The organism is Pseudomonas sp. P4_C4, assembly GCF_056402055.1.
Genome location: NZ_JBFUID010000013.1, coordinates 75,626 through 102,027, shown reverse-complemented (window position 1 = coordinate 102,027; position 26,402 = coordinate 75,626). Strand labels below are relative to the sequence as shown.

Here is a 26,402-nt window from a genome sequence, read left to right as displayed (position 1 = left end):
CCTCACTTGCTGTCAAGTGGTATTTTTCAGAAGTTTTCCAAGTTTCCTTTTCAACTTCAACCACTTGCGCTTCAGATCTCTCATCAGCGGGAGGCGAATTCTACAGCGTTACACGCTGCTGTCAACACCTCTTTTTCAACTCCCTTTTGGCTTCGATGACCTGAAGCAACCTGCTGCCGAAAACTGCATAACTCATTGTTTACCAAGGAGTTTCCGTTTCGACTGCGCCGGAAGTGGGGCGAATTATAGACACCTGTAATCTGCCGTCAACCACTATTTACGCCTTTTTGGCAGAAGAGCCCTTTTTAGCCATTAAACGCGGGATTCGACGAGCCAAAGGCGGTAGCCGCAGCACTAACAGCAATGCACCTATAGATGCATAGATCACCCACTCCTTCAGGTCGGCACGCACAATCCAGAGCATATGCAGTAATCCAAGCCCGAGAATTACATAAGCCAGGCGATGCAACTTCTTCCAGTGAACACCCAATCGCCGCTGACTGTATCGATTGGAAGTCACCGCCAATGCCAGCAAACCAAGAAAGCCCAGCGCACCGACAATAATGTAAGGCCGCTTGCGCAACTCGACACCCAGCTGCGACCAGTCAAAACCAAGTATGAATGCGCAATAACTACTGAGGTGGAGCAGCACATAGGCAAAGCACCACAATCCCAACTGTCGCCGCACGGCATTCCACCCCGCCCAACCGGTGAGCTTCTGCAAAGGCATCATGCTTAAGGTTACAAGCAGCAGAACAAGCGCCCCCAAACCCAGTCGATCAACCAGTACCTTGCCCGGATCCGGCCCGAGGACATCCTCCCAGGCCTGGTACAACCACAGCAGCGGCCACACCAGCACCACGACAAAGACACCGACACGCCAAAACGGATAGCGCATCAGTAGTTCTTCCTCAGGTCGAGCCCCGTATATAGAGAGGCGACTTCCTCTGAGTAGCCGTTGAACATTTGTGTGTCGCGCACATTGGGCTTGAACAAACCACTGGGCAGGCGGCGTTCACGCGCCTGAGTCCAGCGAGGATGATCAACCGTGGGATTCACGTTCGCATAAAAGCCATATTCATTCGCAGCAATGCTCTGCCAGGTGGTTTTCGGCTGCTCGCTGACCAGACTGATGCGCACGATGGACTTGATGCTCTTGAAGCCATATTTCCAAGGCACCACCAACCGCAACGGCGCGCCGTTTTGATTCGGCAACTCACGCCCATACATACCCACCGCAAGAATCGCCAATGGGTTCATCGCCTCATCCAGACGCAGCCCTTCTATATAGGGCCAGTCGATCAAGGCAAAACCGGAGCGCTGACCCGGCATGCTTTTGGGATCCTGCAGGGTTTCGAAGCGGATGAATCTGGCTTTCGAGGTCGGCTCGACCTCCTTGAGCAAGGCCGAGAGCGGAAAACCGATCCAGGGAATGACCATCGACCAGGCTTCCACGCAACGCAGCCGGTAGACTCGCTCCTCCAGCTGATACGGTTTCATGAAGTCCTCCAGCGCATACCGCCCAGGCTTGCCCACCTCCCCGTCCACCACCACCGACCACGGCTCCGCCTTCAGCGTGCCGGCATTCGCGGCCGGATCACCTTTGTCGGTGCCGAACTCGTAGAAGTTGTTGTAGTGGGTCGCATCCTTGAACGGCGTGATCGCCTCATCCTTGACGCTGACCGCGCCCCACCGGGTGGTCGGAAGTTTTTCGCTGAACCAGGCAGGCGCCTTGCCGGGCTCGACATCCGGATAACGCACAGCATCGCCAGCGCTGGCCCATTGCGGCAGGCCGCCCAGAGCGAAGCCGGCAACCGTGGCGCCGAGCACTTTGCGTCGAGATAGATAGAGGGATTCAGGCGTGACGTCCGACTCATGGCAGTCGGACGTTCTGGGGACTTTGATCAGCATGGTTACTCCGCAGCTTTGGAGGACAGATGCACCCATAGACTGCGGAGTATGAGGGAAATTACGCGCTCTTGTTACGGCGAAGACGTAACAGGTATTGAACCGGGCCGGAGGCTGCATAGGCGAGAAACACCAACAGCAGGATGCGCGGCGGATCACTGAAAACAACCGCGAACACCAGCACTACCGCGAGGATCGCCACGAACGGCACACGGCCTTTCAAATCCAGTTCCTTGAAGCTGTTGTACTTGATGTTGCTGACCATCAGCATGCCGGCCGCAGCAACCATCAGCGCAACCAGGAAGGACATCTTCGACCCCTGGATACCGTAATCGCTGAACGCCCAGACGATGCCTGCAACCACACCCGCCGCAGCAGGGCTGGCCAGGCCGATGAAGTAGCGCTTGTCCGCCGTACCGACTTGAGTGTTGAAACGCGCGAGACGCAATGCCGCGCCCGCCACATAGATGAAGGCGACCATCCAGCCAACCTTGCCCATGTCACCCAAGGCCCAACCGAAGGCCAGCAATGCCGGCGCCACACCAAAGGCAACCATGTCCGACAGCGAGTCGTACTCGGCACCAAAGGCGCTCTGGGTATTGGTCATGCGGGCCACGCGACCATCAAGACCGTCGAGCACCATGGCAACGAAGATCGCGATGGCTGCAAACGCAAAATACTTGCTCGCATTGGCCGAGTCACCGGCACTCAAAGCCGCCTGGGCGCTCATCGAGTTGATGATGGAATAGAACCCTGCGAACAGGTTCGCAGTGGTGAACAGATTCGGCAGAAGATAGATACCACGATGCCGGACTTTACGACCTTCAGCGTCATGCCCTTCCTCGACATGTTCATCGATGGGCAGCAGGCTTTCGGCGTCAGAAGCCTGGTTTGGCTCTTCGGGGCGTTCGCTCATGGACATTACCTTGCAACGGGGTGGAAAGTCTGGACAGGTGTCTGGGACGACGGTTCGGCCGCAAACGATGCAGCTTTATACCAGAACCGGCCCCCCAAACGAAAAAACGCGGCCTAAGCCGCGTTTTTCGTACAAGGGCGTGACTTAGTTTTTAGCTTTGTCGACGATCTTGTTGGCACCGATCCACGGCATCATGGAGCGCAGTTGCTCGCCGATGATTTCGATACCGTGAGCGGCGTTGTTACGACGCTTGGCGGTCATCGAAGGATAGCCGGTAGCACCTTCGCTGATGAACATCTTGGCGTATTCGCCGTCCTGAATACGTTTCAGGGCGTTGCGCATGGCCTGACGGGATTCGGCGTTGATCACTTCCGGACCGGTCACGTACTCGCCGTATTCGGCGTTGTTGGAGATCGAGTAGTTCATGTTGGCGATACCGCCTTCGTACATGAGGTCAACGATCAGCTTCAGTTCGTGCAGGCACTCGAAGTAGGCCATTTCCGGCGCGTAGCCAGCTTCAACCAGAGTTTCGAAACCGGCCTTGACCAGCTCAACGGTACCGCCGCACAGAACGGCTTGTTCGCCGAACAGGTCGGTTTCGGTCTCGTCCTTGAAGGTGGTTTCGATGATGCCGGTACGACCGCCGCCAACGCCGGCAGCGTAGGACAGAGCGACGTTCTTGGCGTTGCCCGAGGCGTCCTGGTAGATAGCGATCAGGTCAGGGATACCGCCGCCCTTCACGAACTCGGAACGTACGGTATGGCCTGGAGCCTTCGGCGCGATCATGATCACGTCGAGGTCAGCGCGCGGCACAACCTGGTTGTAGTGGATCGCGAAGCCGTGGGAGAAGGCCAGGGTGGCGCCTTTCTTGATGTTCGGCTCGATTTCGTTCTTGTACAGGGAGGACTGGAATTCGTCCGGGGTCAGGATCATGACCAGGTCGGCAGCTGCAACGGCAGAAGCAACGTCGGTCACTTTCAGGCCGTGGGCTTCAGCCTTGGCAACGGTAGCCGAACCTTTACGCAGGCCGACAGTCACGTCAACGCCGGAATCTTTCAGGTTGCACGCTTGAGCGTGGCCCTGGGAACCGTAACCGATGATGGCAACTTTCTTGCCCTGGATGATCGACAGGTCGCAGTCTTTATCGTAGAAAACTTTCATGAATTTCCCCTATATCAGGCCGTTCAGGCCGTTCGCTAATTTGGTTTAGATGCTGAGTACTTTGTCGCCGCGGGCAATGCCGGTCACGCCACTACGGACGGTTTCCAGAATCGAGGCGGTGCCAATGGACTGAATGAAGCTGTCGAGCTTGTCGCTGGTACCGGTCAGTTGAACGGTATACACGCTGGCGCTGACATCGACGATCTGTCCACGGTAAATGTCGGTAGTGCGCTTGATCTCGGCACGCTGGGCGCCGGTGGCCTTGACCTTGACCAGCATCAGTTCGCGCTCGATGTGAGCACTCTCCGACAGGTCGACCAGTTTTACCACTTCGATCAGCTTGTTCAGGTTCTTGGTGATCTGCTCGATGACTTCATCGTGACCAACCGTGGTCAGCGTCAGACGCGACAGGGTCGGGTCTTCGGTCGGGGCCACGGTCAGGCTTTCGATGTTGTAGTTGCGCTGCGAGAACAGGCCAACCACACGAGACAGAGCACCGGGTTCGTTTTCCAGAAGCAAGGAAATAATGTGCCGCATGATTAGGTACGCTCCGTCTTGCTCAGCCACATATCGCGCATGGAGCCGTCTTTGATCTGCATCGGGTAGACGTGCTCACTGGTATCGACCGAAATATCGATCACCACCAGGCGATCTTTCATGGCGAACGCTTCTTCCATCTTCGACTTCAAATCTTTCGATTCAGTGATGCGCACGCCAACGTGACCATAGGCTTCTGCCAGCTTGACGAAGTCAGGCAACGACTCCATGTAGGAGTGCGAGTGACGGCTGCCATAGCTCATGTCCTGCCACTGACGAACCATACCCAGAACGCCGTTGTTCAGAATGACGATTTTTACCGGCAAACCGTATTGCAGACAGGTGGACAGTTCCTGGATGTTCATCTGGATACTGCCTTCGCCCGTTACACAGGCAACGTCGGCATCCGGGTAGCTCAACTGAATGCCCATGGCCGCCGGAAAACCGAAGCCCATGGTGCCCAGGCCACCGGAGTTGATCCAGCGGTTCGGTTTGTTGAACTTGTAGTACTGCGCAGCAAACATCTGGTGCTGGCCCACGTCGGAGGTCACAAAGGCGTCGCCCTTGGTCACTTCGCACAGGGTTTCGATCACGGTTTGCGGCTTGATGACGCTACCGTCGCCCTTGTCATAAGGGAACAGGCCGCGATCACCACGCCACTCGTCAACCTGCTTCCACCAGCTGGCAACGGACTCCTTGTTCGGGGTCTCGCCGATTTCCTTGAGGATCGCGACCATTTCGGTCAGGACACTCTCGACCGGACCCACGATAGGCACATCGGCCTTGATGGTCTTGGAGATCGAAGCCGGGTCGATGTCGATGTGAATGATCTTGGCATTCGGGCAGAACTTCGAGGCACCGTTGATGACACGGTCGTCGAAACGCGCGCCGACAGCGAGGATCACGTCAGCATGGTGCATCGCCAGGTTGGCGGTGTAGCTGCCGTGCATGCCAAGCATGCCGATGAACTGACGGTCGGTGCCAGGGAAGCCACCAAGGCCCATCAGGGTATTGGTCACTGGCAGGTTGAGCATCTTCGCCAGTTCGGTCAGTGGTGCGGAACCACCGCCGAGGATCACGCCGCCGCCCGAGTACAACACAGGGCGCTTGGCCGCCAGGAGCATTTCTGCCGCCTTGCGGATTTGACCGGAGTGACCGCGAACAGCCGGGCTGTAGGAACGCAGCTTGGCTTTTTTCGGGAAGACGTATTCGAACTTCTCGGCCGGGTTGGTCATGTCTTTCGGGATATCGACAACGACCGGGCCAGGACGGCCGGATTGCGCCAGGTAGAACGCCTTCTTCATGACTTCCGGGATTTCCGACGCGTGCTTGATCATGAAGCTGTGCTTCACGATCGGCCGGGAGATACCGATCATGTCGGTTTCCTGGAACGCATCGGTGCCGACCATGGTGCTAGGCACCTGGCCGGAAATGATCACCATCGGAATGGAGTCCATGTAGGCGGTGGCGATACCGGTGATGGCGTTTGTTGCGCCAGGACCGGAAGTCACCAGTACCACACCGGCTTTACCGGTGGCACGGGCGTAGCCGTCAGCCATATGGGTAGCCGCTTGCTCGTGACGAACCAGGATGTGGGTCACTTCCGGTTCTTTGAACAGGGCATCGTAAACATGAAGAAGAGCACCACCCGGGTACCCGTAGATATATTTGACGCCTTCGTCGCGCAAAAAGCGGACGAGCATCTCACCGCCAGATAAAAGCTCCACGTTGCTCACCTCTAAAACGCCAGAATACCGCCCACGAAAAATGGGACGGGTCTTAATAGGTTTACTTCTCGGCAGAGCATGAGCGACGGTGGTCGCCGACTACGTCAGCACTGACTGAGCAAGTATTGGGATCGTCCCAAGTGTTGCGGGCCTTTCCCACCCAGCGCGAGGTAACGCGTTGCGGGTGTAACAGGTCGACGCGGATAGGCGCCTCATGATCTGCTGAGAGGGTCTGCTTCTGGCAGTCCCTGTACAGCGGACTTTGGATTCTTCTGTTTCGTCCTTCGCAAGTCAAGTCGTCTACGTGCTTTATTCTACTAAGCACATGAGAACGCAAGAAAAAACCCGTAAACCAGCCGTGTGTTAGCTTCGATTGCGCAACTTTTGGCAAAAAATTGGCAGGCGAATGCACTTAACTAGCAGCAGGCGACAAAACAGAGAGAGATTGTGAACAACTGCCTGCGGACGCTGGCAGCTTCTGGCTCAGCGAGACGCTGTGATCAACTGATCAAACTGTTTGAGCAATACCTGCAACTGCCGATCCTTGCCCTGGACATTGCGTCCGGCAAAAACCATTTCAGCCATTTCCTGAATGCCCGAAGCATTGGGTAGCGGCAAATCCTGCTCAAGGATCATCTTCATGCGCGGCAGGAAGATCCACTGCAGCCATTGCTCGAAATCCAGTGTATCGACCGAAAACGGCTCGACACTGGCAAGCGCTTCAGCAGAGGGCGAGACTTCATCCCACCACCCTTGCACCCGCAACTCGCGCTCGATCAACAACAGTTGATCGGCGATTTTCAGAAAGCGCGCGTCCATCACAGCGTTACCTTGGCCTTTTGACGAGCCAGTGCCGCGCCCTGGGAATCACTCTGCTTTTCACGCGCCTGGGCAATCAGCTCCCACAAGTTGGCCTGAAGCTCTGGCCGACCATTGGCAAAGGTCAGCCCACGGCGAGCGAACTGCTCGGCCTGGGCCGCATCGCCTTGAGCCATGCGCACCTGCGCCAGACGGTAAAGCACCTGCGGCTCACGCGGTGCAACGCGTTGGGCGCGTTCGAGACTGGAGGAAGCACCGTTGAGATCACCGCTCGTCTGTTGCTGTTGAGCGGTGGTCAGCAAGGCCAACACCGGACCGTCCAGTTGCTCGTCAGCAGAAAGTCCGCCCGCACTGGCCGACGGAATCCCGCTTGGCGACGACGGCATGCTGTAGCTGCCCTGATTGATCGGCGCCGACTGGACCGGCGGCGTGTCAATCGGCCCTGGCGTGATCGGACCCGGGGTAATCGGTGTCGTGCTGATCGGCGTCGAAGTCGTTGCAGCGCCTGGCACCATCACCACTACACCGCTGTCGCCTTGCGCAATCGCCTGGGTCCGCGACTGGCCTTGTGCAGGGCGCTTGACAGTCGTCTGGCGGAAGCCGCCATTGGCCGAGATCCGCTCACTGTTGGACACGACGGTGCCGGAATCCACAACCGGAATCGAGCCACGTTGTACGCTAGAACAACCGCTGAGCAAAGCTACGGCGGCAACCGCTGGAATCAACCACTTGTTCACTTGAAACCCTCTTTGCTTAATTCATCCAGCCCTTGACCCAATCCATTACCGACTCGGCAGGGTTTTCACCACCGCAAGCGGCGCCGGGAGGCGGTTCGCTGCCGCGAATATACGGCATCTGTACGGCACCTGGGCAACCGGCGTCAGAACCTTGCCCGGTTCGCGAATCAACCCAGGCCTGAACAATATTATCCGGCTGCGGCATATCCAGCGGCAACGGGTCGGCCTTGCGCATGAAGCTGGTCCAGACCTGCAGAGCCCCGGTGGCGCCGGTGAATGGCGTCTTGCCGTTGTCGTCGCGACCCAGCCAGACCACCGCCAGCAAGTCCTGGCTGAAACCGGCAAACCAACTGTCCCGCGAGTCGTTACTGGTACCGGTCTTACCCGCCAGGGTCAGGGTCCTTGGCAGCACGTTATAGACCGAACTGCCGGTACCTTCACGCATCACCCGCTGCATGGCGCTCTGGATCAGGTAAATGGAAGCAGGATCGAAACGCTGCTGAATCTGGAACGGATAACGCTTGAGCGGCTCGCCCTCGGCAGTCAGCACGCTTCGGATCCCGCGCATCGGCGTATTGAAGCCGCCGTTGGCGAGGGTCTGGTACATGGTCGCCACTTCGATCGGCGTCATACCGCCAGCGCCGAGCAACATCGACGGGAAGGCCGGGAACTCACGAGACACCCCCAGGCGCTCCACCGTCTTCAATACGTTCGGCACACCGACCGCCAAACCAAGACGCGCGGTCGACAGGTTGTAGGAGTGCGCCAGGCCTTGATAGAGGAAGACCGTACCGTGAGAACGACGATCATAGTTCTGCGGTTTCCAGACCTGACCATCCGCGCCTTTGACCGAGAAGGATTCGTCCGACAGCCAACTGGTCAATGTGTACTGGCTTGGTTTCTCCAGTGCAGTCAGATAAACCGCCGGCTTGATCAGCGAGCCGATCGGCCGTACCGCATCCAGCGCCCGGTTGAACCCGGCAAAACTGGCCTGGCGACTGCCGATCATGGCCTGCACTTCACCCGTCTCCGGGTTGGTCACGACCATTGCCGCTTCGACGTCATCGGAACCCTTGCGCCCCGCCAGACGCTTGAAGGTGTCGTTGACCGAGGCTTCAGCCTTCATCTGCAGGATCGGGTCGAAACTGGTGAAGATCCGCAGACCTTCTTCGGTCAAGTCTTCGTCGCGATAGTCTTCGCGCAACTGACGCTTGACCAGATCGAGGAAGCCGGGGAACGAGCTGTCCGCCAGACTGCCGCGCTTAGTCACGCCCAGCGGCATTTTCTTCGCCGCCTCAACCTGCTCGGCAGTCGCAACGCCCTGCTCCTGCAGCACATCGAGTACCAGGTTGCGCCGCTCAAGGGCACGCTCCGGATAACGACGGGGGTTATAGGCAGAAGGTCCCTTGACCATGCCCACCAGCAGTGCGACCTGATGCAACTTGAGCTCGGCCAGCGGCTGACTGAAGAAGAACTGGCTGGCGAGACCGAAACCATGCACCGCGCGCTGACCGTCCTGCCCGATAAACACTTCGTTGAGGTAAGCCTCAAGGATTTCGCGCTTGTCGTAATGCAGTTCAAGCAGCAGCGCCATCATCGCTTCGGTGAGTTTGCGGTTCAGGCTGCGCTCGTTGGTCAGGTAGAAGTTTTTGACCAACTGCTGAGTCAGGGTACTGCCGCCCTGACGCATGCGGCCGGACGAACCGTTGACCCAGACGGCACGGGCGATCGACTTCGGCGAAACACCAAAGTGATGATAAAAATCGCGGTCCTCGACCGCCACCAGCGTTTCAAGCAAATACGGCGGCACCTGATCGATCTTGATCAGAATCCGGTCTTCGAGGTTTTTCGGGTACAGGCCGCCGATCAGCAGCGGCTCCAGGCGCACCACCGACAGTTTCGAGCCTTTTGCCCCCGCCAACTCGGCCACGTAATCGCCGGAAAAACGCACCCGCACCGGTTGCGCTTGTTCCATGCCTTCATAGAACTGGAAGCCACGGGTATTCAGATCGACGGTATTGCCGTTGACCGACGCCGCCCCCGGACCATTGGCCACGCTTTCACGGCGATAGCCCAGGGCATCGAGTTCAGTCAGAAAATCATCCCTGCTCAGCTTTTGTCCGACGAACAGCTCGAGCGGGCGCGCGTAAACCTTGGCCGGGATGGTCCAGCGCTTGCCGGAGAACTTCTCCTGGACGATTGCATCAAGGTAAACGGCGAATCCGGCCAGCACTACCAGGGCGACCAGACTGAGTTTAATGGCCCAGCCCAGCCACGGGCGCAGGCCCCTGGAGGGTGGTTTTTTTGGGGTTCGGGGAGTTCGAGTACGAGTCATGGCGGCGGATTATACGCACTTTATTCATCCTCAACAGGAGCGCTCCGAGGTTTGCGTCGAGCGGACTTGCGGCCATAATGACGGCCTTGAATTTCCCAGTCTCTGAAGGATCGCCTGTGAGCCAGTCCCTGATCGCTGCCCTGCAAAACCCTGCCCTCTACCCGCATCCTGTAGAGGGATTCCAGGTCATCGAGACCCATATTTCCTGGGTACTGCTCACCGGCCCCTATGCCTATAAAGTGAAGAAGCCGGTCAATTTCGGCTTTCTCGACTTCACCAGCCTTGAGGCTCGCGAACACTTTTGCACTGAAGAACTGCGTCTGAACCAGCGCCTCACCGACGATTTGTACCTCGAAGTGCTGCCCGTCACCGGCAGTGCCGAGGCTCCGCAACTGGGTGGTGAAGGCCCGGCCATCGAATATGTACTGAAGATGCGCCAGTTCCCGCAAACCGGCTTGCTCAGCACCCTTCAAGCCAATGGCGAACTGACCACCGCGCACATCGACGAGATGGCCGGGCAAATCGCCCGCTTCCACCTCAGCGCACCGAAAGTGCCAGCCGGGCACGAAGCCGGCACCCCGGACAGCGTCATGGCGCCGGTGCAACAGAACTTCGAACAGATCCGTCCGTTCCTCAGCGACAAAGCCGACCTGCTGCAACTCGACGCCCTGCAAGCCTGGGCCGAAAGCAGCTTCGAACGCCTCAAACCGCTATTCGCCCAGCGCAAGGCCGAAGGCTTCATTCGTGAATGCCACGGTGATATCCACTTGGGTAACGCAACCGTGATCGACGGCAAGGTCGTGATCTTCGACTGCATCGAATTCAACGAACCGTTTCGCTTTACCGACGTTTATGCCGACACCGGCTTCCTGGCGATGGACCTGGAAGATCGTGGCCTGAAGTGCCTGGCGCGTCGCCTCATCAGCCAGTACCTGGAGCTGACCGGTGACTATCGCGGCCTCGAACTGCTGAACTTCTACAAAGCCTACCGCGCACTGGTTCGCGCCAAGGTTGCCCTGTTCAGCATGCCGGCCGAAGCCACTGCGGTGCAGCGCGCCACGACCCTGCGCCAGTACCGCAACTACGCCAACCTGGCGGAAAGCTACAGCACCATTCCTTCGCGTTTCATGGCCATTACCAGCGGCGTTTCCGCCGTCGGCAAGAGCCATGTCGCCATGCGCCTGGTCGAAGCCCTGGGCGCGATTCGCCTGCGCTCCGATGTCGAGCGCAAGCGTCTGTTCGGCGAGCAAACCGTCGAGAATGATGTGCAGGCCGGCATCTATAGCGCCGACGCCAGCGCGGCGACCTATACCCGCCTGCACGAAATCGCCGACGTCATCCTGCGTGCGGGCTTCCCGGTGGTGGTCGATGCCACTTACCTCAAGCGTGATCAGCGTGACAGTGCCGCAATGGTGGCCGAGGCCACGGGCACACCCTTCCTGATCCTCGACTGCAATGCGCCACAGGCCGTGATCGAAAGCTGGCTGGCCGTGCGCCAGGCAGACAAGAAAGACCCGTCCGACGCCACCCTGGCTGTTATCGCAGCCCAGCAAGCCAGCCGTGAAGCGCTGACACCCGCAGAAATCCTCTGCAGCAAGCGCGTCCAGACTAATGAAAGCGGGACGCTCGATACCGTTGTCGCGCAAATTCGTCAGCGCCTTCCGGGCCTGTAAGGAAGTTTTTCAGCCGTGAAGTCTCCGCTGGCTTCACGGCCGCCAAATAGTGGCACTATACTGGCGTCATAAAACCAACAGGTGATGCGACATGAGCCAGCCGAAATTTCTCGACACACCGCTTTACGCCCTTCTGCACAAAGACGACATCAGAGGCTTCAACAGTGAACGCCCCAAGGATGGTCCCATCGACATGGCGGGTGGAGACTTCCGGGGGCTGGACCTGCGCGAGCTGAATGCCGACGGTGTGGATTTCAGCAACGCCTACTTCCGTTCCGCCGACTTGCGCGGCATTGATTTCAGTAAAGCGAACCTGGAAGGCGCGAGCCTGGCCCACGCGCAAATCTCCGGCGCCTACTTTCCGGTGGAACTCAGCGCCGACGAAATCCTGATGTCGATGAACTTCGGCACGCGATTGCGTTATCGCACCCGCTGACCAACGTCGCTGACTGACACGTCCAGCGCCCCTGATTGCGCTGGACTGTGGAGGGATACTCGCCCGTAATTCCTGATTCCTCCCCACCTCTTCCTACTGCGTTCGCGGATTTTTCACGCTCTGCCAATACTCGTTTCTTAGAAGCATTTGCGTCGAAAACGAGCAAACAATCACGCGTTTCCTACTGATGGCTACACTCCTCAGAAGATTGCCCACGCTCTCCATTCGGCCATCGCAAGGAGGCTTGATGAATGATGAACTGCAACACCTGAAGAATCTTGGCAAGACGTCAGCGCAATGGCTGCATGCCGTGGGCATCCATAGCGCGTCGGACTTGCGTCGCCTCGGGGCGGTGGATGCTTATCGGGCCGTGCGCACGCGCGGTTTTCGGGCGTCCAAGGTGTTGTTGTACGCAATTGAAGGCGCCCTGATGGACGTTCACTGGAACGACATTCCTGCCGAGCGCAAGGAAGCGCTGAACAAACAACTGGAAGCCATCTCTACACGCCACAAGATTTGATCCGACAAATACTTCTGAAGCCTTGCAACCTGAAACCCAATGATTACGGGGCCTGCAGACGCAAATCCGGAAAATCGCAAAGAAATCAAAAAACAGCGGTTGACTTGGTAATGAGAATCGATATGATTATCACAACCAGTCGCGAGACTGGTCGATATTCTGAAAAGACCTTGGTTCGGACTCTCGGATTATCTCCTCATCAGGCTAATCACGGTTATTTGACCCGGCTCTTGCCGGGTCTTTTTTTGCCTGTGGAAAAGTACTGACAGGGTCTGGCGCAGCTTCCTTCAAAGGATTCCACGGGCGAGGCAGCCATTTGATAGCATTCACCCCTCAAGCTCGGACATATCCGGTCACGAGCCGCGGGACCGAGGATAGACATGAAGTTGCTTTGCGCAGGTGCCGAGCTGGTCAATGACAGCAGCCGCGGGTTCGACATCAATGGCCAAAAGTTTTTTGCGGTGCGCCGTAGCGGGCAGGTTTATGTCTACATCAATCGCTGCCCGCACCGGGGCGTTGCCCTTGAGTGGCATCCCGACCAGTTTCTCGACCCCAGCAACAGCCTGATCCAGTGCGCCACCCATGGCGCACTGTTCCTGATCGAAGACGGCGAATGCGTCGCCGGCCCTTGCGCGGGGCAAACCTTGACCAGCGTGGCCTGCCGCGAGGATGAACAGGGGATCTGGATCAGCCTTTAACCACCCGGTAACACGTCCAGACGCCGGTCGACCAACATTTCTTCGTGGCTCAACCGCACACCGTAAGCCAATACCTCGACCCCGCAGGCGATAGCCTCACGCAAGGCCTGAGCATAAGCCGCATCGATTTCCTGCGCCGGGCGCACGGCCTCGATGTCGGTCAGGCAAACACAGTACAACTGCACCGCGCGAATACCGTCCCTGGCCAAATGCGCCAGCTCCCGCAGATGCTTGGCGCCACGCTGGGTGACCGCATCGGGAAACGCTGCCACCGCCGTACCGTCGAAGCCCAGGGTCACGCTTTTGACTTCGACGTAGGCAGACCCTTCTGGGTAATCGAGGCGGAAATCGATACGACTGTTTTCCTGACCATAGGCCACTTCGCGCTTGAGCCCGGTAAAACCGTTCAGTTCGGTGATGACGCCCGCTCGCAGCGCCTCTTCGATCAAACCATTGGCCCGGGCGGTGTTCACGCAAAACAGCCGCCCTTGCGGGGTTTCACCGACTTCCCAGGTGCCGGGCAACTTGCGTTTCGGGTCGTTTGAGCGACTGAACCAGACCTGCCCGCCTTCGACCTGACAATTGAGCATCGAGCCAGTGTTCGGGCAGTGAATGGTCAGCAATTCGCCATCAACGGTTTCGATATCGGCGAGAAAACGCTTGTAACGACGAATCAGGCGGCCTTCTTCGAGGGGAGGATGAAATCGCATCAGCCTTGCCAGCTCCGCAACCCACGGGCAATGCGCTCGACCGCCTCCTGCAAACGCTCGATGTTTTGCGTATAGGCGAACCGCACATGATGCCCGGCCTGATAACGCCCGAAATCCAGCCCCGGGGTGAATGCCACATGCTCGGTTTCGAGAAAGTGTTTACAGAACGCGAAGGCATCGCCGCCGAACTTGCTGATATCGGCGTACAAGTAGAAAGCTCCTTCCGGCTCCACCGCAATGCCGAAGCCCAATTCACGCAAGGCCGGCAGCAGGTAATCCCGACGCCGGCCAAATTCGGCGCGACGCTCTTCGAGAATGCTGATGGTTGCCGGTTCGAAACAGGCCAGTGCAGCGTACTGCGCCATGCTGGGTGCACTGATGTAGAGATTCTGGGCGAGCTTTTCCAGCTCACCGACGGCCGCGTCGGGGGCCACCAGCCATCCGAGCCGCCAACCGGTCATCCCGAAGTACTTCGAAAAACTGTTCAGAACGAATGCACTGTCGTCGACTTCCAGCACGCTGGCCGCATCGGTGCCGTAGGTCAGGCCGTGATAAATCTCGTCGACCACCAGATGACCGTGGCGCTCCTTGATCGCAACAGACAACTTCGCCAGCTCGTCGCGGGTCAGGATCGTGCCGGTCGGATTGGCTGGCGATGCCACCAATGCGCCGACGCTGTCGTGGTCCCAATGACGCTCGATCAGGCCAGGCGTCAATTGATAACGCACATCCGGACCGACCGGTACCAGTTGTGCCGCGCCTTCGACCAGCCGCAGGAAATGCCGGTTACACGGGTAGCCCGGGTCCGCCAGCAGCCAGTGTTTACCGGGGTCGACCAGCAAAGCGCTGGCCAGCAGCAACGCGCCGGACCCGCCAGGCGTGATGAGGATGCGCCGCGGGTCGATGTTCAAACCATAACGCTGCTGATAAAAGCCCGAAATGGCCTCACGCAGCTCCGGAATGCCGCGCGCGGCGGTGTAACGGGTTTTCCCCGCTGTCAGCGCAGCCTGGCCAGCCTGGATGATCGGTTCGGCGGTGGTGAAGTCCGGCTCGCCGATTTCCAGGTGGATCACATCGTGGCCGGCCGCCTGCAATTCATTGGCCCGCGCCAACAACGCCATGACATGGAAAGGTTCGATTGCGCGACTGCGGGCACTGTAGGGCTGAGCCATTGGCCTTCCTTCAACGGAGAAAAAACCGATTCTACCCAAGCGCAGGAACGAGCGAGAACCTAAAGCGGTCAGAGGCCTTGTAACCCCGATCACAAACGACTCGAGCGCGCGCGCAAGGATTGACTAAAATCAATAATTGAGCAGGGTTCCAGAGCCACCAGACAACGGTTTGTCATCATTTGCAAGCACCCTGTGCCGCGAGCTCGACATCCGGGAGTAGCGCGGCCCGAGTTGATCTGGTAAGTTCGCCCGCTTGCAGCCGCAGGGCCGAGCAGGTGCCGGTGATGGAGCAATCCTGCGCAGATGGATTACAAGAGTAGAGGCGGTCTATTTCATGTCCACCCAAGCAAAGCAGCAAAACCAGGCGATCAGCGGCTTCGAGCCCTATGTTCAGAAAGCCGGCGAAGAGTACATGGGCGAACCCATGCGCAAGCACTTCACCAAGGTCCTGAATCAGTGGAAGAAAGAGCTGATGGAAGGTGTCGACAAGACCGTGGACCACATGAAGGACGAAGCGGCCAACTTTCCTGACCCGGCAGACCGTGCCAGCCAGGAAGAGGAATTCGCCCTCGAACTGCGTGCCCGCGATCGCGAACGCAAGTTGATCAAGAAGATCGACAAGACACTTCAGTTGATCGAAGACGAAGAGTACGGCTGGTGTGAATCCTGCGGCATCGAGATCGGCGTCAAGCGCCTCGAAGCGCGTCCTACCGCCGACCTGTGCATCGACTGCAAGACCCTGGCGGAAATCAAGGAAAAGCAAGTCGGCAAATAATTGCGACTTGAACGAAGAACGGAGCGTGCGAACGCTCCGTTTTTGTTTCTGATGTTTTTTTGGCTTTAAATGCATCCATGACCGCCAACATCCCCTACATCGGGCGCTTCGCTCCCACCCCTAGTGGCCATCTGCACTTCGGTTCGCTGGTCGCCGCACTGGCCTCCTACCTTGACGCGCGCTCAGTGGGCGGACGCTGGCTGATGCGCATGGAAGACCTTGATCCGCCCCGTGAAGAACCCGGCGCCCAGGCGGCCATTCTCAAGGCGCTGGAAAGCTATGGCTTCGAGTGGGATGGCGACCTGGTTCGCCAAAGCGAGCGGCACGATGCCTATGCCGAGGTGCTCAATCGCCTGTTCAATCACGGCCTGGCCTACGCCTGCACCTGCTCGCGCAAACAGCTGGCGCCGTACCACGGGATTTATCCGGGGCTGTGCCGCAATGCCGGCCATGGCATCGACGATGCCGCCATCCGCCTGCGTGTTCCGGAGCTGGAGTACCACTTCATCGACCGGGTGCAAGGCGAATACCGCCAGCATCTGGGCCGGGAAGTCGGCGATTTTGTGATCCGCCGCCGCGACGGCCTCTACGCCTATCAATTGGCCGTGGTCCTGGACGATGCCTGGCAGGGCATCACCGATATCGTTCGAGGTGCCGACCTGCTGGACTCCACGCCCCGTCAGCTCTACCTGCAAGAGTTGCTCGGTCTGCCGCAGCCGCGTTATCTGCATATCCCGCTGATTACTCAACCTGATGGCAATAAACTTGGTAAGTCCTACCGCTCGCCGCCGTTGACCGAGGATCAGGCAACGCCCCTGTTGCTGCGGGCGCTGCGCGCGCTGGGACAGAACCCGGGAACCGAACTGACTGATGCCACGCCACGGGAAGTGCTGAACTGGGGCATTGCCCACTGGGATGCCTCGTTGATCCCGCGCACACTGAGCCTGCCCGAGGCACAGCTGTTGTGATCGCACTTGCAGTGGCGCGCCCATCCGTTACCATCGCCGCACGTTTTCGGGCACGCGCATAAAAAGAGAGGCCGGGATGTACATCTATCGCTTGGTCCTGCTTTTGGTAGTGGGGATTTACCTGTTTTCCCCAGCCATCATGGATTGGTGGATCGACGCCACTGGCGCCTGGTATCGCCCGTATCTGCTCTGGCTGATTCTGATCGTCGTGACTTTCATCCTGCAGAGCCAAAAAGATGCCGATGAGCTTTAGCCTGACCCAGATGATCCTGATCAGTGCCGCGTACCTGGCGGTGCTGTTCGGTGTGGCCTGGATCAGTGAACGGGGCATGATTCCCCGGGCGATCATTCGCCACCCGCTGACCTACACCCTATCACTGGGCGTCTACGCCAGTGCCTGGGCGTTTTACGGCACCGTGGGCCTGGCCTATCAGTACGGCTACGGATTTTTGTCCAGCTACCTGGGGGTTTCCGGAGCATTTCTGCTGGCGCCGGTGTTGCTCTACCCGATCCTGAAGATCACCCGTACTTATCAGCTTTCGTCGTTGGCGGACCTGTTTGCCTTCCGCTTCCGCAGCACCTGGGCTGGTGCGCTGACCACGATTTTCATGCTGGTCGGCGTATTACCGCTGCTGGCCTTGCAGATTCAGGCGGTCGCCGACTCCATCGGTATCCTCACCCGCGAGCCGGTTCAGCATCGCGTGGCCCTGAGCTTCTGTGCATTGATTACGCTGTTCACGATTTTCTTCGGCTCCCGCCACATCGCCACCCGCGAAAAACATGAAGGCCTGGTGTTCGCGATTGCCTTCGAATCGGTGATCAAGCTGATCGCCCTTGGCGGTGTCGGGCTGTATGCGCTTTACGGTGTGTTCGACGGCCCGCAACAGCTTGAGTTGTGGTTGCTGCAAAACCAGACCGCGCTCGCTGCCCTGCACACGCCTTTGCAGGAAGGCCCGTGGCGTACGCTACTGCTGGTGTTCTTCGCCTCGGCGATCGTGATGCCGCACATGTATCACATGACCTTTACCGAAAACCTCAACCCGCGCTCGCTGGTCAGTGCGAGCTGGGGCCTGCCGCTGTTCCTGCTGCTGATGAGCCTGGCGGTGCCGCTGATTCTCTGGGCCGGACTGAAGCTCGGCGCCACCACCAACCCGGAATACTTCACCCTGGGCATCGGCATCGCCGCCAACAGCAAGGCTTTGGCGTTGCTGGCGTATGTCGGCGGGTTGTCCGCCGCCAGTGGCCTGATCATCGTCACCACGCTGGCGCTGTCCGGGATGGCCTTGAACCACCTGGTGCTGCCGCTGTATCAACCACCGGCCGAAGGCAACATCTACCGCTGGCTGAAGTGGACCCGCCGGGCGCTGATCGTCGCGATCATCATGGCCGGCTACGGCTTCTACCTGATGCTCGGTGCCGAGCAGGACCTGGCCAACCTCGGCATTGTCGCTTTCGTCGCCACGTTGCAGTTCCTGCCGGGCGTGCTCTCGGTCCTGTATTGGCCGACCGCCAACCGTCGCGGCTTCATCGCCGGCTTGCTGGCGGGGATCCTTGTGTGGCTGGTGACCATGTTGTTGCCACTGGTCGGCAATCTGCAGGGCTTCTACATTCCGCTGCTGAACATGATCTACGTGCTGGACGACACCAGCTGGCACATGGCGGCGATTGCCTCGCTGGCGGCCAACGTGCTGATGTTCACCCTGATCTCGTTGTTCACCAACGCCAGCACCGAAGAAGCCAGCGCTGCCGAAGCCTGCGCCGTGGATAACGTGCGCCGCCCGCAGCGTCGGGAACTGCACGCCGCCTCGCCTCAGGAGTTCGCCACGCAACTGGCCAAGCCACTGGGTGCAAAGGCGGCGCAGAAAGAAGTGGAACAGGCACTGCGCGACCTCTATCTGCCTTTCGACGAACGCCGACCCTATGCCCTGCGCCGCTTGCGTGACCGCATCGAGGCCAACCTCTCCGGCCTGATGGGCCCGAGTGTGGCCCAGGACATGGTCGAAACCTTCCTGCCCTACAAGGCCGGCGGCGAAAACTACGTCACCGAAGACATTCACTTCATCGAAAGTCGCCTCGAGGATTACCACTCGCGCCTGACCGGCCTGGCCGCCGAACTCGATGCCCTGCGCCGCTATCACCGCCAGACCTTGCAGGAATTGCCGATGGGCGTTTGCTCGCTGGCCAAGGATCAGGAAATTCTCATGTGGAACAAGGCCATGGAGGAACTCACCGGCATCGCTGCGCAGCGCGTGGTCGGTTCGCGACTGAGCACCATTGCCGATCCATGGAAAGAACTGCTGCAAGGCTTCATCAATCTGCCGGACGAACACTTGCACAAACAGCACCTGGCCCTCGACGGCCAGACCCGCTGGTTGAACCTGCACAAAGCGGCGATCGACGAACCCCTCGCGCCGGGCAACAGTGGCCTGGTGTTGCTGGTGGAAGACTTGACCGAAACCCAGATGCTCGAGGACAAACTGGTGCATTCCGAGCGTCTGGCCAGCATCGGTCGACTGGCGGCCGGCGTGGCCCATGAGATCGGCAACCCGATCACCGGTATCGCGTGCCTGGCGCAGAACCTGCGCGAAGAACGTGAAGAAGACGGCGAGCTGAAGGAAATCAGCGGCCAGATCCTCGAGCAGACCAAACGCGTGTCGCGCATCGTCCAGTCGCTGATGAGCTTTGCCCATGCCGGCAGCCATCAGCACAGCGACGAGCCCGTCTGTCTGGCCGAAGTGGCTCAGGATGCCATCGGCCTGCTGGCCCTGAACCGACGCAATTTCGAAGTGCAGTTCTACAACCTGTGCGACCCCGAACACTGGGTCGAAGGCGACCCGCAACGGCTGGCCCAGGTATTGATCAACCTGCTTTCAAACGCCCGTGACGCCTCGCCTCCCGGCAGTGCGGTACGGGTCAAGAGCGAAGCTGGCGAACACACGGTCGATCTGATCGTGGAAGACGAAGGCAGTGGTATTCCGTCGAGCATCATGGACCGATTGTTCGAACCTTTCTTCACCACCAAGGACCCTGGCGAAGGCACCGGTCTGGGCCTTGCACTGGTCTATTCCATCGTTGAAGAGCATTATGGACAAATCACCATCGACAGCCCGGCTGATGTTCAAAGCCAACGCGGCACCCGAATCAGGGTTACCTTGCCGCGTCATGTCGAAGCGACGTCCGCTGTGAACTGAGACCGTCGAGAGTATCGAATCAATGCCGCACATTTTGATCGTCGAAGACGAAACCATTATCCGCTCCGCCTTGCGCCGCCTGCTGGAACGTAACCAGTACCAGGTCAGCGAAGCCGGATCAGTGCAGGAAGCACAAGAACGCTTCACCATTCCCTCGTTCGATCTGATCATCAGTGACCTGCGTCTGCCGGGCGCGCCTGGCACGGAGCTGATCAAGCTCGCCCAAGGCACGCCGGTGCTGATCATGACCAGCTATGCCAGCCTGCGCTCGGCAGTCGACTCGATGAAAATGGGTGCGGTGGATTACATTGCCAAGCCATTCGACCACGACGAAATGCTGCAAGCCGCCGCACGAATCCTGCGTGACCGACAAACGGTACAAGCCGGTGGTGAGGCAGTTGCCGGCAAAGCCGCCAACGGTGCGGCGAAATCCGGTACCGACAACAGCAACGGTGAAATCGGCATTATCGGCTCGTGCCCGCCGATGCAGGACCTGTATGGCAAGATCCGCAAAGTCGCGCCAACCGATTCCAACGTTCTGATCCAGGGCGAGTCGGGCACCGGTAAAGAGCTGGTGGCGCGCGCCCTTCACAACCTCTCAAAACGCGCCAAGGCACCGATGATTTCGGTGAACTGCGCAGCCATTCCGGAAAGCCTGATCGAATCCGAACTGTTCGGCCACGAGAAAGGCGCATTCACCGGCGCCAGCGCCGGACGCGCCGGCCTGGTGGAAGCGGCGGATGGCGGCACCTTGTTCCTCGACGAAATCGGTGAACTGCCGCTGGAAGCCCAGGCACGACTGCTGCGCGTATTGCAGGAAGGCGAAATTCGTCGTGTTGGCTCGGTGCAGTCGCAAAAAGTCGATGTGCGCCTGATCGCCGCGACTCACCGCGACCTCAAGAGCCTGGCGAAGATCGGCCAGTTCCGCGAAGACTTGTATTACCGCCTCCACGTTATCGCGCTGAAGCTGCCAGCCCTGCGCGAACGCGGTGCGGACGTCAACGAAATCGCCAACGCCTTCCTGGCGCGGCAAAGTGCGCGAATCAACCGCACCGACCTGACGTTCGCCGCGGATGCCGAGCAAGCCATTCGTCACTACTCCTGGCCGGGCAACGTTCGCGAACTGGAAAACGCCGTCGAGCGTGCCGTTATCCTGTGCGAAAGCCCGGAAATTTCCGCCGAGTTGTTGGGCATCGACATCGAGCTGGGCGACCTGGAAGACGACGAATTCATTGGCCTGCCCCCACAACAGGGCAATGGCAATGCCAGTAACAGCAACCACGAGCCGACCGAAGACCTCTCCCTGGAAGACTACTTCCAGCATTTCGTCCTCGAGCATCAGGACCACATGACCGAAACCGAGCTGGCCCGCAAACTCGGGGTCAGCCGCAAATGCCTGTGGGAGCGCCGTCAGCGCCTGGGCATCCCGCGGCGCAAGACCGGGGTGGCCAGCGAAAGCTGAACCACACCTGTCTCATGTGCGGGTAACACGTGACTTTGTGGAAAAAACTGTTACCTCAGTTTTTTCACGTAACAGAAGCCGGGGCTTACGGTAACGAAGCCCCGGCTTTTTTTGGCCCTCGAAATGCCTGCCGAGCGGCCTAACCCCTTGTTTCATTGGGTTTCGCAAAAGTTGGCACGCACCCTGCTATATGTTTGGTACAAGAACAATAACAAGCAATGCACAAGACAATAAAAATAAGACGAATCGACTCACGCACAATAAAAACAAGACGGCGAGAGGCGTAGCTAACTGATTCTTTTGGAGAGGCGTTGTATTTGGGGCTTGCCCCACGACCAGGCCGAGAACAACAAAAAACTGTCTTAAGACAGAACCTGTACTGGTTGGATCGAAAGATCACTGCAATTCAGCGACCAAAGCAATCCGTTTGCTCTTGACTCCCGATTGGGAGGGTCATGAAGGAAAGCTTCATGGCGAGGGCACTCAACAAAAACAAGAAGCCCGAAACCAAAAATAAAAATAGAGCATGCAACTACTTCTTGGGGAGCTTCGGCTCCCCTTGTGGTTTCTGCGATTCGCAAATCCCCCGCAAATCGGCTCGTTCCGGCCTTGAAGCCTGCGGCCTACAGCTCATATCTGCTGCGTCCTACACCATCCCCTGACTAAATGCTAGAATCCCCGCCCATCATGCGGTCATTCTTTTGTTATGGCCGAATATTCCTTCAAACAGTGCATCCCATGCTGAAGAAGCTGTTCCAGTCATTCCGTTCTCCCAAGCGTCCTACGCAACACATTCGCAGCACGCCTGAAGTGCTCAACAGCGGCCAACATTCGCTGCAGAAGGCGCAATTCAGCCGTTACGCGGTGAATATCGTTGAACGCCTGCAGAGCGCCGGTTATCAGGCTTACCTGGTTGGCGGCTGCGTGCGCGACATGCTGCTGGGTATCACACCGAAAGATTTCGACGTTGCCACCAGCGCCACACCCGAGCAGGTGCGGGCCGAATTCCGTAACGCGCGAATCATCGGGCGCCGATTCAAACTGGTGCACATCCACTTCGGCCGCGAAATCATCGAAGTCGCGACCTTCCGCGCCAATCACCCGCAGAACGAAGACGAGGAAGACAGCAATCAGTCTTCGCGCAACGAAAGCGGGCGCATCTTGCGCGATAACGTCTATGGCACCCTGGAAGAGGACGCGCAACGTCGCGACTTCACCATCAATGCCCTGTATTACGATCCGGTCAGCGAACGCATCCTCGACTACGCCAACGGCGTACACGACATCCGCAATCACCTGATCCGCCTGATCGGCGATCCGACGCAACGCTATCAGGAAGACCCGGTACGGATGCTGCGGGCCGTGCGTTTCGCCGCCAAGCTGAACTTCGGCATCGAAAAACACAGCGCCCTGCCGATCCGCGGCCTCGCGCCGATGCTGCGCGAGATCCCGTCGGCCCGCCTGTTCGAAGAGGTGCTCAAGCTGTTCCTCTCCGGCCATGCCGCCGATACGTTTGAAATGCTGGTCGACCTGCAGTTGTTCGATCCACTGTTCCCGGCCAGTGCCGAAGCACTGGAATACAACCCGACGTACACCCACACCCTGATCAGCGAAGCCCTGATCAATACCGACCTGCGAATCAAGCAGAACAAACCGGTCACCCCGGCGTTCCTGTTTGCAGCCCTGCTCTGGCCTGCCCTGCCAGCCCGCGTCCTGCGCCTGCAGGAGCGTGGCATGCCGCCGATTCCGGCGATGCAGGAAGCGGCGCACGAGCTGATTGCCGAACAGTGCCAGCGCATCGCGATTCCGAAACGCTTCACCATGCCGATCCGCGAAATCTGGGACATGCAGGAACGCCTGCCGCGCCGCAGCGGCAAGCGTGCCGATCTGCTGCTGGACAACCCGCGTTTTCGCGCCGGCTACGACTTCCTGCTGCTACGTGAAAGCGCCGGCGAGCAGACCGATGGCCTGGGCGAATGGTGGACGGACTACCAGGACGCCAACGAAAGCGAGCGCCGTGACATGATTCGCGACCTCAGCGGCAAGGACGAAGGCACCGGCGCCCCGCGCAAGCGTCGCCGCAGCGGTGGTTCCAAGCGCAAACGCGCTGCCGGCGCTTCGAGCACCACGGGCGAGTAATCCATGGAACGCATCTACATCGGCATGGGCAGCAATCTGGCTGACCCCGCCGAACAATTGCGCAGCGCCATCGAGGCGCTGGCGCATTTGCCGCAAACGGCGCTGGTCGGGGTTTCTGCGTTTTACCAAAGTGACTCGCTGCTGCCCGGCCAACCGCGTTACACCAATGCGGTGGCCGCTCTCGACAGTACGCTGGCGCCGCTGGACCTTCTGGATGCCTTGCAGGCCATCGAAAACGGCCAGGGTCGCGAGCGTCTTGAGCGCTGGGGACCGCGCACGCTGGACCTCGACATCTTGTTGTTCGGTGATCGCCTGATCGACGAACCGCGCCTCAAGGTTCCCCATTACCATATGCAGGAACGGGCCTTCGTGTTGTATCCGCTGGCGGAACTGGCACCTGCGGATCTGCGCTTGGCCGATGGCCAGACCTTGGACGAACTGCTCAAGGCATGCCCGTTCGTCGGCCTGGAACGCCTGCCCCCGAACTGACGAAAATCCCCTGTAGGAGCGAGCCTGCTCGCGATAGCGGTCTGTCAGCGAATGAAATGCTGACTGACACACTGCCATCGCGAGCAGGCTCGCTCCTACAGGGGATCTTGGGCCAGGCACAAGATCTGCTGCTGAATCGCATCAGTTACCCCGGTAACACCCCACCCGTAACAATGCGGTAACACACGCAATTGACTTCCCTCGTTCTCCTCACGACTATAGGCGTCCCGCTGCCGCCAACACGGCGTTCAAGGGCGCAATCCAGGCCTTAAAAGCACGACAAAAGAACGTGCGCCTGTATTCAACGAAGAATCACGCGCGTTACTCGCAGTAGTTTCCACAGCGCCTGAATGAGGAACTTTTCATGCCAGCCATCACCCTGACCACCCTGCAAGGTCTGAAGCAAAAAGGTGAAAAGATCACCATGCTGACCTGCTACGACGCGACCTTCGCCCATGCCTGCAATCAGGCCGGCGTCGAAGTGCTGCTGGTGGGCGACTCCCTCGGCATGGTTTTGCAGGGCCACGACAGCACCTTGCCTGTCACCACTGCAGAAATGGCTTATCACGTGGCCGCCGTCAAACGCGGTAACAGCGATGCCCTGATCCTCGCCGACCTGCCTTTCATGGCCTACGCCACCACCGAGCAAGCCATGACCAACAGCGCCCTGTTGATGCAGGCCGGCGCGCACATGGTCAAGGTCGAAGGAGCGTTGTGGCTGGCCGATTCGATCCGCCTGCTGGCCGAGCGCGGCATCCCTGTCTGCGCGCACATGGGCCTGACGCCGCAATCGGTGAACATCCTTGGCGGCTACAAGGTCCAGGGTCGCAATGAAAACCAGGCCCGGCAGATGCGTGCCGACGCGATTTCCCTGGAACAGGCTGGTGCGGCAATGTTGCTGCTCGAGTGCGTCCCGAGCGAACTGGCCGAAGAAATCACCCAGGCGGTGAAGATACCGGTGATTGGTATTGGCGCCGGCAATCGCACCGATGGCCAGGTGCTGGTTCTGCACGACATGCTGGGGCTGTCCATTACCGGCCGCTTGCCAAAATTCGTAAAAAACTTCATGACTGGCCAAACCAGCATTGAAGCTGCATTGAATGCCTACGTGACTGAAGTCAAAGCGGCGACCTTCCCTGGGATCGAACACGGATTCTCTGCATGAACACCGTAAAAACCGTACGCGAACTACGGGCCGCAGTGGCCCGCGCCCGTAGCGAAGGCAAGCGCATCGCCTTTGTGCCAACCATGGGTAACCTGCACAGCGGTCACGTTGCACTGGTGACCAAAGCCTCCCAGCGGGCGGACTTCGTGGTGGCGAGCGTTTTCGTCAACCCGCTGCAATTCGGTGCTGGCGAAGACCTCGACAAGTACCCGCGCACCCTCGCCGCCGACCAGGAAAAACTGCTCCAGGCCGGTTGCCATTTGTTGTTTGCCCCCACTGTTGAAGAGATGTACCCCGACGGAATGGCCGGCCAGACCCGCGTCAGCGTCCCGCAACTGTCCGAAGGACTGTGCGGCGCCAGCCGGCCGGGTCATTTCGAAGGTGTGGCGACGGTGGTCAGCAAGCTGTTCAACATGGTCCAGCCGGACCTGGCGATTTTCGGCGAAAAAGATTTCCAGCAACTGGCGGTGATTCGTGCGCTGGTACATGACCTGAACATGCCGATCCAGATCATCGGTGAGCCGACCGTACGGGCGGCCGATGGCCTGGCGCTGTCGTCGCGCAACGGCTTCCTCAACGAAGAGCAACGCGCTGTGGCACCGGTGGTCTACCGCACGCTGAAAGCGATCGGCGAGGCGATCAAGCAGGGTGAACGCGACTACCCGGCGCTGATCGGCACGCAGATCAAACAGCTCGAAACAGCCGGCCTGCGTCCTGACTATCTGGAAATCCGCCATGCCCTGACCTTGCGCCCAGCGACGGCGCAGGATCGTGACCTGGTGATTCTGGTGGCGGCCTTCCTGGGGACTACACGGTTGATCGACAACCTGCACCTGAACCTCGACACTGCGGTTTAAACAGCAA

The 26,402-nt window shown here is 59.0% G+C and carries 24 protein-coding genes; 13 read left to right on the top strand and 11 right to left on the bottom strand.

Going from position 1 to position 26,402, the window contains the following annotated elements; all coding sequences use genetic code 11:
- Positions 1 to 277: 277 nt before the first annotated feature.
- From msrQ to mrcB, 9 genes are all read right to left on the bottom strand, one after another.
- A complete protein-coding gene (gene msrQ / locus AC1DXW_RS09785) occupies positions 278 to 898 on the bottom strand; it encodes a protein-methionine-sulfoxide reductase heme-binding subunit MsrQ (protein ID WP_477756114.1) in 621 nt (206 codons plus the stop codon).
- The gene (gene msrP, locus AC1DXW_RS09780; RefSeq protein ID WP_477759976.1) at positions 898 to 1,911 is read right to left on the bottom strand and encodes a protein-methionine-sulfoxide reductase catalytic subunit MsrP; all 1,014 of its coding nucleotides are present in this window, start codon (positions 1,909 to 1,911) and stop codon (positions 898 to 900) included. Before msrP ends, msrQ begins: the two co-directional genes overlap by 1 nt.
- A gap of 58 nt (positions 1,912 to 1,969) precedes the next feature.
- A complete protein-coding gene (gene pssA / locus AC1DXW_RS09775) occupies positions 1,970 to 2,824 on the bottom strand; it encodes a CDP-diacylglycerol--serine O-phosphatidyltransferase (RefSeq protein ID WP_007971084.1) in 855 nt (284 codons plus the stop codon).
- A 144-nt stretch (positions 2,825 to 2,968) separates the two neighbouring features.
- Entirely contained in the window at positions 2,969 to 3,985 is a 1,017-nt protein-coding gene (ilvC, locus tag AC1DXW_RS09770; protein ID WP_003228216.1) for a ketol-acid reductoisomerase, read from the bottom strand.
- Positions 3,986 to 4,030: 45 nt separating this feature from the next.
- Positions 4,031 to 4,522 (bottom strand): acetolactate synthase small subunit, encoded by a 492-nt coding sequence (gene ilvN / locus AC1DXW_RS09765; RefSeq protein ID WP_003176102.1) that lies wholly within the window; start codon positions 4,520 to 4,522, stop codon positions 4,031 to 4,033.
- A gap of 2 nt (positions 4,523 to 4,524) precedes the next feature.
- Positions 4,525 to 6,249, bottom strand: a complete 1,725-nt coding sequence (locus tag AC1DXW_RS09760; protein ID WP_477759975.1) for an acetolactate synthase 3 large subunit — start codon at positions 6,247 to 6,249, stop codon at positions 4,525 to 4,527.
- A 483-nt stretch (positions 6,250 to 6,732) separates the two neighbouring features.
- On the bottom strand, positions 6,733 to 7,068 hold the full coding sequence (locus AC1DXW_RS09755; RefSeq protein WP_223454881.1) for a YqcC family protein: 336 nt from the start codon (positions 7,066 to 7,068) through the stop codon (positions 6,733 to 6,735).
- Positions 7,068 to 7,805 (bottom strand): tetratricopeptide repeat protein, encoded by a 738-nt coding sequence (locus AC1DXW_RS09750; protein ID WP_477756962.1) that lies wholly within the window; start codon positions 7,803 to 7,805, stop codon positions 7,068 to 7,070. Before AC1DXW_RS09750 ends, AC1DXW_RS09755 begins: the two co-directional genes overlap by 1 nt.
- Positions 7,806 to 7,821: 16 nt before the next feature.
- A complete protein-coding gene (mrcB, locus tag AC1DXW_RS09745; protein ID WP_477759974.1) occupies positions 7,822 to 10,140 on the bottom strand; it encodes a penicillin-binding protein 1B in 2,319 nt (772 codons plus the stop codon).
- 116 nt (positions 10,141 to 10,256) lie between these two features.
- Here mrcB and AC1DXW_RS09740 point away from each other — a divergent pair, with 116 nt between their 5' ends.
- From AC1DXW_RS09740 to AC1DXW_RS09725, 4 genes are all read left to right on the top strand, one after another.
- The gene (locus tag AC1DXW_RS09740; protein ID WP_477756314.1) at positions 10,257 to 11,813 is read left to right on the top strand and encodes a bifunctional aminoglycoside phosphotransferase/ATP-binding protein; all 1,557 of its coding nucleotides are present in this window, start codon (positions 10,257 to 10,259) and stop codon (positions 11,811 to 11,813) included.
- A 91-nt stretch (positions 11,814 to 11,904) separates the two neighbouring features.
- A complete protein-coding gene (locus AC1DXW_RS09735; protein ID WP_477756315.1) occupies positions 11,905 to 12,249 on the top strand; it encodes a pentapeptide repeat-containing protein in 345 nt (114 codons plus the stop codon).
- A 247-nt stretch (positions 12,250 to 12,496) separates the two neighbouring features.
- Positions 12,497 to 12,769, top strand: a complete 273-nt coding sequence (locus AC1DXW_RS09730) for a TfoX/Sxy family protein (RefSeq protein ID WP_108216473.1) — start codon at positions 12,497 to 12,499, stop codon at positions 12,767 to 12,769.
- 380 nt (positions 12,770 to 13,149) lie between these two features.
- On the top strand, positions 13,150 to 13,467 hold the full coding sequence (locus AC1DXW_RS09725; RefSeq protein ID WP_477757025.1) for a Rieske (2Fe-2S) protein: 318 nt from the start codon (positions 13,150 to 13,152) through the stop codon (positions 13,465 to 13,467).
- On the opposite strand, the gene sfsA is transcribed toward AC1DXW_RS09725, so the two are convergent.
- Both sfsA and AC1DXW_RS09715 read right to left on the bottom strand, forming a co-directional pair.
- Complete coding sequence (sfsA, locus tag AC1DXW_RS09720) at positions 13,464 to 14,177, bottom strand: DNA/RNA nuclease SfsA (RefSeq protein ID WP_477759973.1); 714 nt, start codon at positions 14,175 to 14,177, stop codon at positions 13,464 to 13,466. The genes AC1DXW_RS09725 and sfsA overlap by 4 nt on opposite strands.
- Positions 14,177 to 15,349: a pyridoxal phosphate-dependent aminotransferase gene (locus tag AC1DXW_RS09715; RefSeq protein ID WP_477756867.1), complete on the bottom strand. Its 1,173-nt coding sequence runs from the start codon at positions 15,347 to 15,349 to the stop codon at positions 14,177 to 14,179. Before AC1DXW_RS09715 ends, sfsA begins: the two co-directional genes overlap by 1 nt.
- 334 nt (positions 15,350 to 15,683) lie before the next feature.
- Between AC1DXW_RS09715 and dksA the strand changes: the two genes are divergently transcribed.
- From dksA to panC, 9 genes are all read left to right on the top strand, one after another.
- Positions 15,684 to 16,124, top strand: a complete 441-nt coding sequence (dksA, locus tag AC1DXW_RS09710; RefSeq protein WP_007971100.1) for an RNA polymerase-binding protein DksA — start codon at positions 15,684 to 15,686, stop codon at positions 16,122 to 16,124.
- 77 nt (positions 16,125 to 16,201) lie between these two features.
- A complete protein-coding gene (gluQRS, locus tag AC1DXW_RS09705; RefSeq protein ID WP_477756165.1) occupies positions 16,202 to 17,092 on the top strand; it encodes a tRNA glutamyl-Q(34) synthetase GluQRS in 891 nt (296 codons plus the stop codon).
- A 76-nt stretch (positions 17,093 to 17,168) separates the two neighbouring features.
- The gene (locus AC1DXW_RS09700) at positions 17,169 to 17,345 is read left to right on the top strand and encodes a hypothetical protein (RefSeq protein WP_003176118.1); all 177 of its coding nucleotides are present in this window, start codon (positions 17,169 to 17,171) and stop codon (positions 17,343 to 17,345) included.
- The gene (locus tag AC1DXW_RS09695) at positions 17,329 to 20,283 is read left to right on the top strand and encodes a sensor histidine kinase (protein ID WP_007990065.1); all 2,955 of its coding nucleotides are present in this window, start codon (positions 17,329 to 17,331) and stop codon (positions 20,281 to 20,283) included. Before AC1DXW_RS09700 ends, AC1DXW_RS09695 begins: the two co-directional genes overlap by 17 nt.
- Before the next feature lie 22 nt (positions 20,284 to 20,305).
- Positions 20,306 to 21,745 (top strand): sigma-54-dependent transcriptional regulator, encoded by a 1,440-nt coding sequence (locus AC1DXW_RS09690; protein WP_477759972.1) that lies wholly within the window; start codon positions 20,306 to 20,308, stop codon positions 21,743 to 21,745.
- 738 nt (positions 21,746 to 22,483) lie between these two features.
- On the top strand, positions 22,484 to 23,884 hold the full coding sequence (locus tag AC1DXW_RS09685; RefSeq protein WP_008050165.1) for a polynucleotide adenylyltransferase PcnB: 1,401 nt from the start codon (positions 22,484 to 22,486) through the stop codon (positions 23,882 to 23,884).
- Between the two features lie 3 nt (positions 23,885 to 23,887).
- Positions 23,888 to 24,373: a 2-amino-4-hydroxy-6-hydroxymethyldihydropteridine diphosphokinase gene (gene folK, locus AC1DXW_RS09680; RefSeq protein ID WP_477756692.1), complete on the top strand. Its 486-nt coding sequence runs from the start codon at positions 23,888 to 23,890 to the stop codon at positions 24,371 to 24,373.
- Between the two features lie 364 nt (positions 24,374 to 24,737).
- Positions 24,738 to 25,538 (top strand): 3-methyl-2-oxobutanoate hydroxymethyltransferase, encoded by an 801-nt coding sequence (panB, locus tag AC1DXW_RS09675; protein WP_223528383.1) that lies wholly within the window; start codon positions 24,738 to 24,740, stop codon positions 25,536 to 25,538.
- Positions 25,535 to 26,395 (top strand): pantoate--beta-alanine ligase, encoded by an 861-nt coding sequence (gene panC / locus AC1DXW_RS09670; protein WP_477759971.1) that lies wholly within the window; start codon positions 25,535 to 25,537, stop codon positions 26,393 to 26,395. The genes panB and panC overlap by 4 nt, the downstream gene beginning before the upstream one ends.
- Positions 26,396 to 26,402 lie beyond the last annotated feature (7 nt).

What these genes read in the sequence shown, in the direction of transcription:
- msrQ (WP_477756114.1), bottom strand. Translation starts at nt 898, where the DNA reads ATGCGCTATCCGTTTTGGCGTGTCGGTGTCTTTGTCGTGGTGCTGGTG.
- msrP (WP_477759976.1), bottom strand. Translation starts at nt 1,911, where the DNA reads ATGCTGATCAAAGTCCCCAGAACGTCCGACTGCCATGAGTCGGACGTC.
- pssA (WP_007971084.1), bottom strand. Translation starts at nt 2,824, where the DNA reads ATGAGCGAACGCCCCGAAGAGCCAAACCAGGCTTCTGACGCCGAAAGC.
- ilvC (WP_003228216.1), bottom strand. Translation starts at nt 3,985, where the DNA reads ATGAAAGTTTTCTACGATAAAGACTGCGACCTGTCGATCATCCAGGGC.
- ilvN (WP_003176102.1), bottom strand. Translation starts at nt 4,522, where the DNA reads ATGCGGCACATTATTTCCTTGCTTCTGGAAAACGAACCCGGTGCTCTG.
- AC1DXW_RS09755 (WP_223454881.1), bottom strand. Translation starts at nt 7,068, where the DNA reads ATGGACGCGCGCTTTCTGAAAATCGCCGATCAACTGTTGTTGATCGAG.
- mrcB (WP_477759974.1), bottom strand. Translation starts at nt 10,140, where the DNA reads ATGACTCGTACTCGAACTCCCCGAACCCCAAAAAAACCACCCTCCAGG.
- AC1DXW_RS09735 (WP_477756315.1), top strand. Translation starts at nt 11,905, where the DNA reads ATGAGCCAGCCGAAATTTCTCGACACACCGCTTTACGCCCTTCTGCAC.
- AC1DXW_RS09730 (WP_108216473.1), top strand. Translation starts at nt 12,497, where the DNA reads ATGAATGATGAACTGCAACACCTGAAGAATCTTGGCAAGACGTCAGCG.
- AC1DXW_RS09725 (WP_477757025.1), top strand. Translation starts at nt 13,150, where the DNA reads ATGAAGTTGCTTTGCGCAGGTGCCGAGCTGGTCAATGACAGCAGCCGC.
- sfsA (WP_477759973.1), bottom strand. Translation starts at nt 14,177, where the DNA reads ATGCGATTTCATCCTCCCCTCGAAGAAGGCCGCCTGATTCGTCGTTAC.
- AC1DXW_RS09715 (WP_477756867.1), bottom strand. Translation starts at nt 15,349, where the DNA reads ATGGCTCAGCCCTACAGTGCCCGCAGTCGCGCAATCGAACCTTTCCAT.
- dksA (WP_007971100.1), top strand. Translation starts at nt 15,684, where the DNA reads ATGTCCACCCAAGCAAAGCAGCAAAACCAGGCGATCAGCGGCTTCGAG.
- gluQRS (WP_477756165.1), top strand. Translation starts at nt 16,202, where the DNA reads ATGACCGCCAACATCCCCTACATCGGGCGCTTCGCTCCCACCCCTAGT.
- AC1DXW_RS09700 (WP_003176118.1), top strand. Translation starts at nt 17,169, where the DNA reads ATGTACATCTATCGCTTGGTCCTGCTTTTGGTAGTGGGGATTTACCTG.
- AC1DXW_RS09695 (WP_007990065.1), top strand. Translation starts at nt 17,329, where the DNA reads ATGCCGATGAGCTTTAGCCTGACCCAGATGATCCTGATCAGTGCCGCG.
- AC1DXW_RS09690 (WP_477759972.1), top strand. Translation starts at nt 20,306, where the DNA reads ATGCCGCACATTTTGATCGTCGAAGACGAAACCATTATCCGCTCCGCC.
- AC1DXW_RS09685 (WP_008050165.1), top strand. Translation starts at nt 22,484, where the DNA reads ATGCTGAAGAAGCTGTTCCAGTCATTCCGTTCTCCCAAGCGTCCTACG.
- folK (WP_477756692.1), top strand. Translation starts at nt 23,888, where the DNA reads ATGGAACGCATCTACATCGGCATGGGCAGCAATCTGGCTGACCCCGCC.
- panB (WP_223528383.1), top strand. Translation starts at nt 24,738, where the DNA reads ATGCCAGCCATCACCCTGACCACCCTGCAAGGTCTGAAGCAAAAAGGT.
- panC (WP_477759971.1), top strand. Translation starts at nt 25,535, where the DNA reads ATGAACACCGTAAAAACCGTACGCGAACTACGGGCCGCAGTGGCCCGC.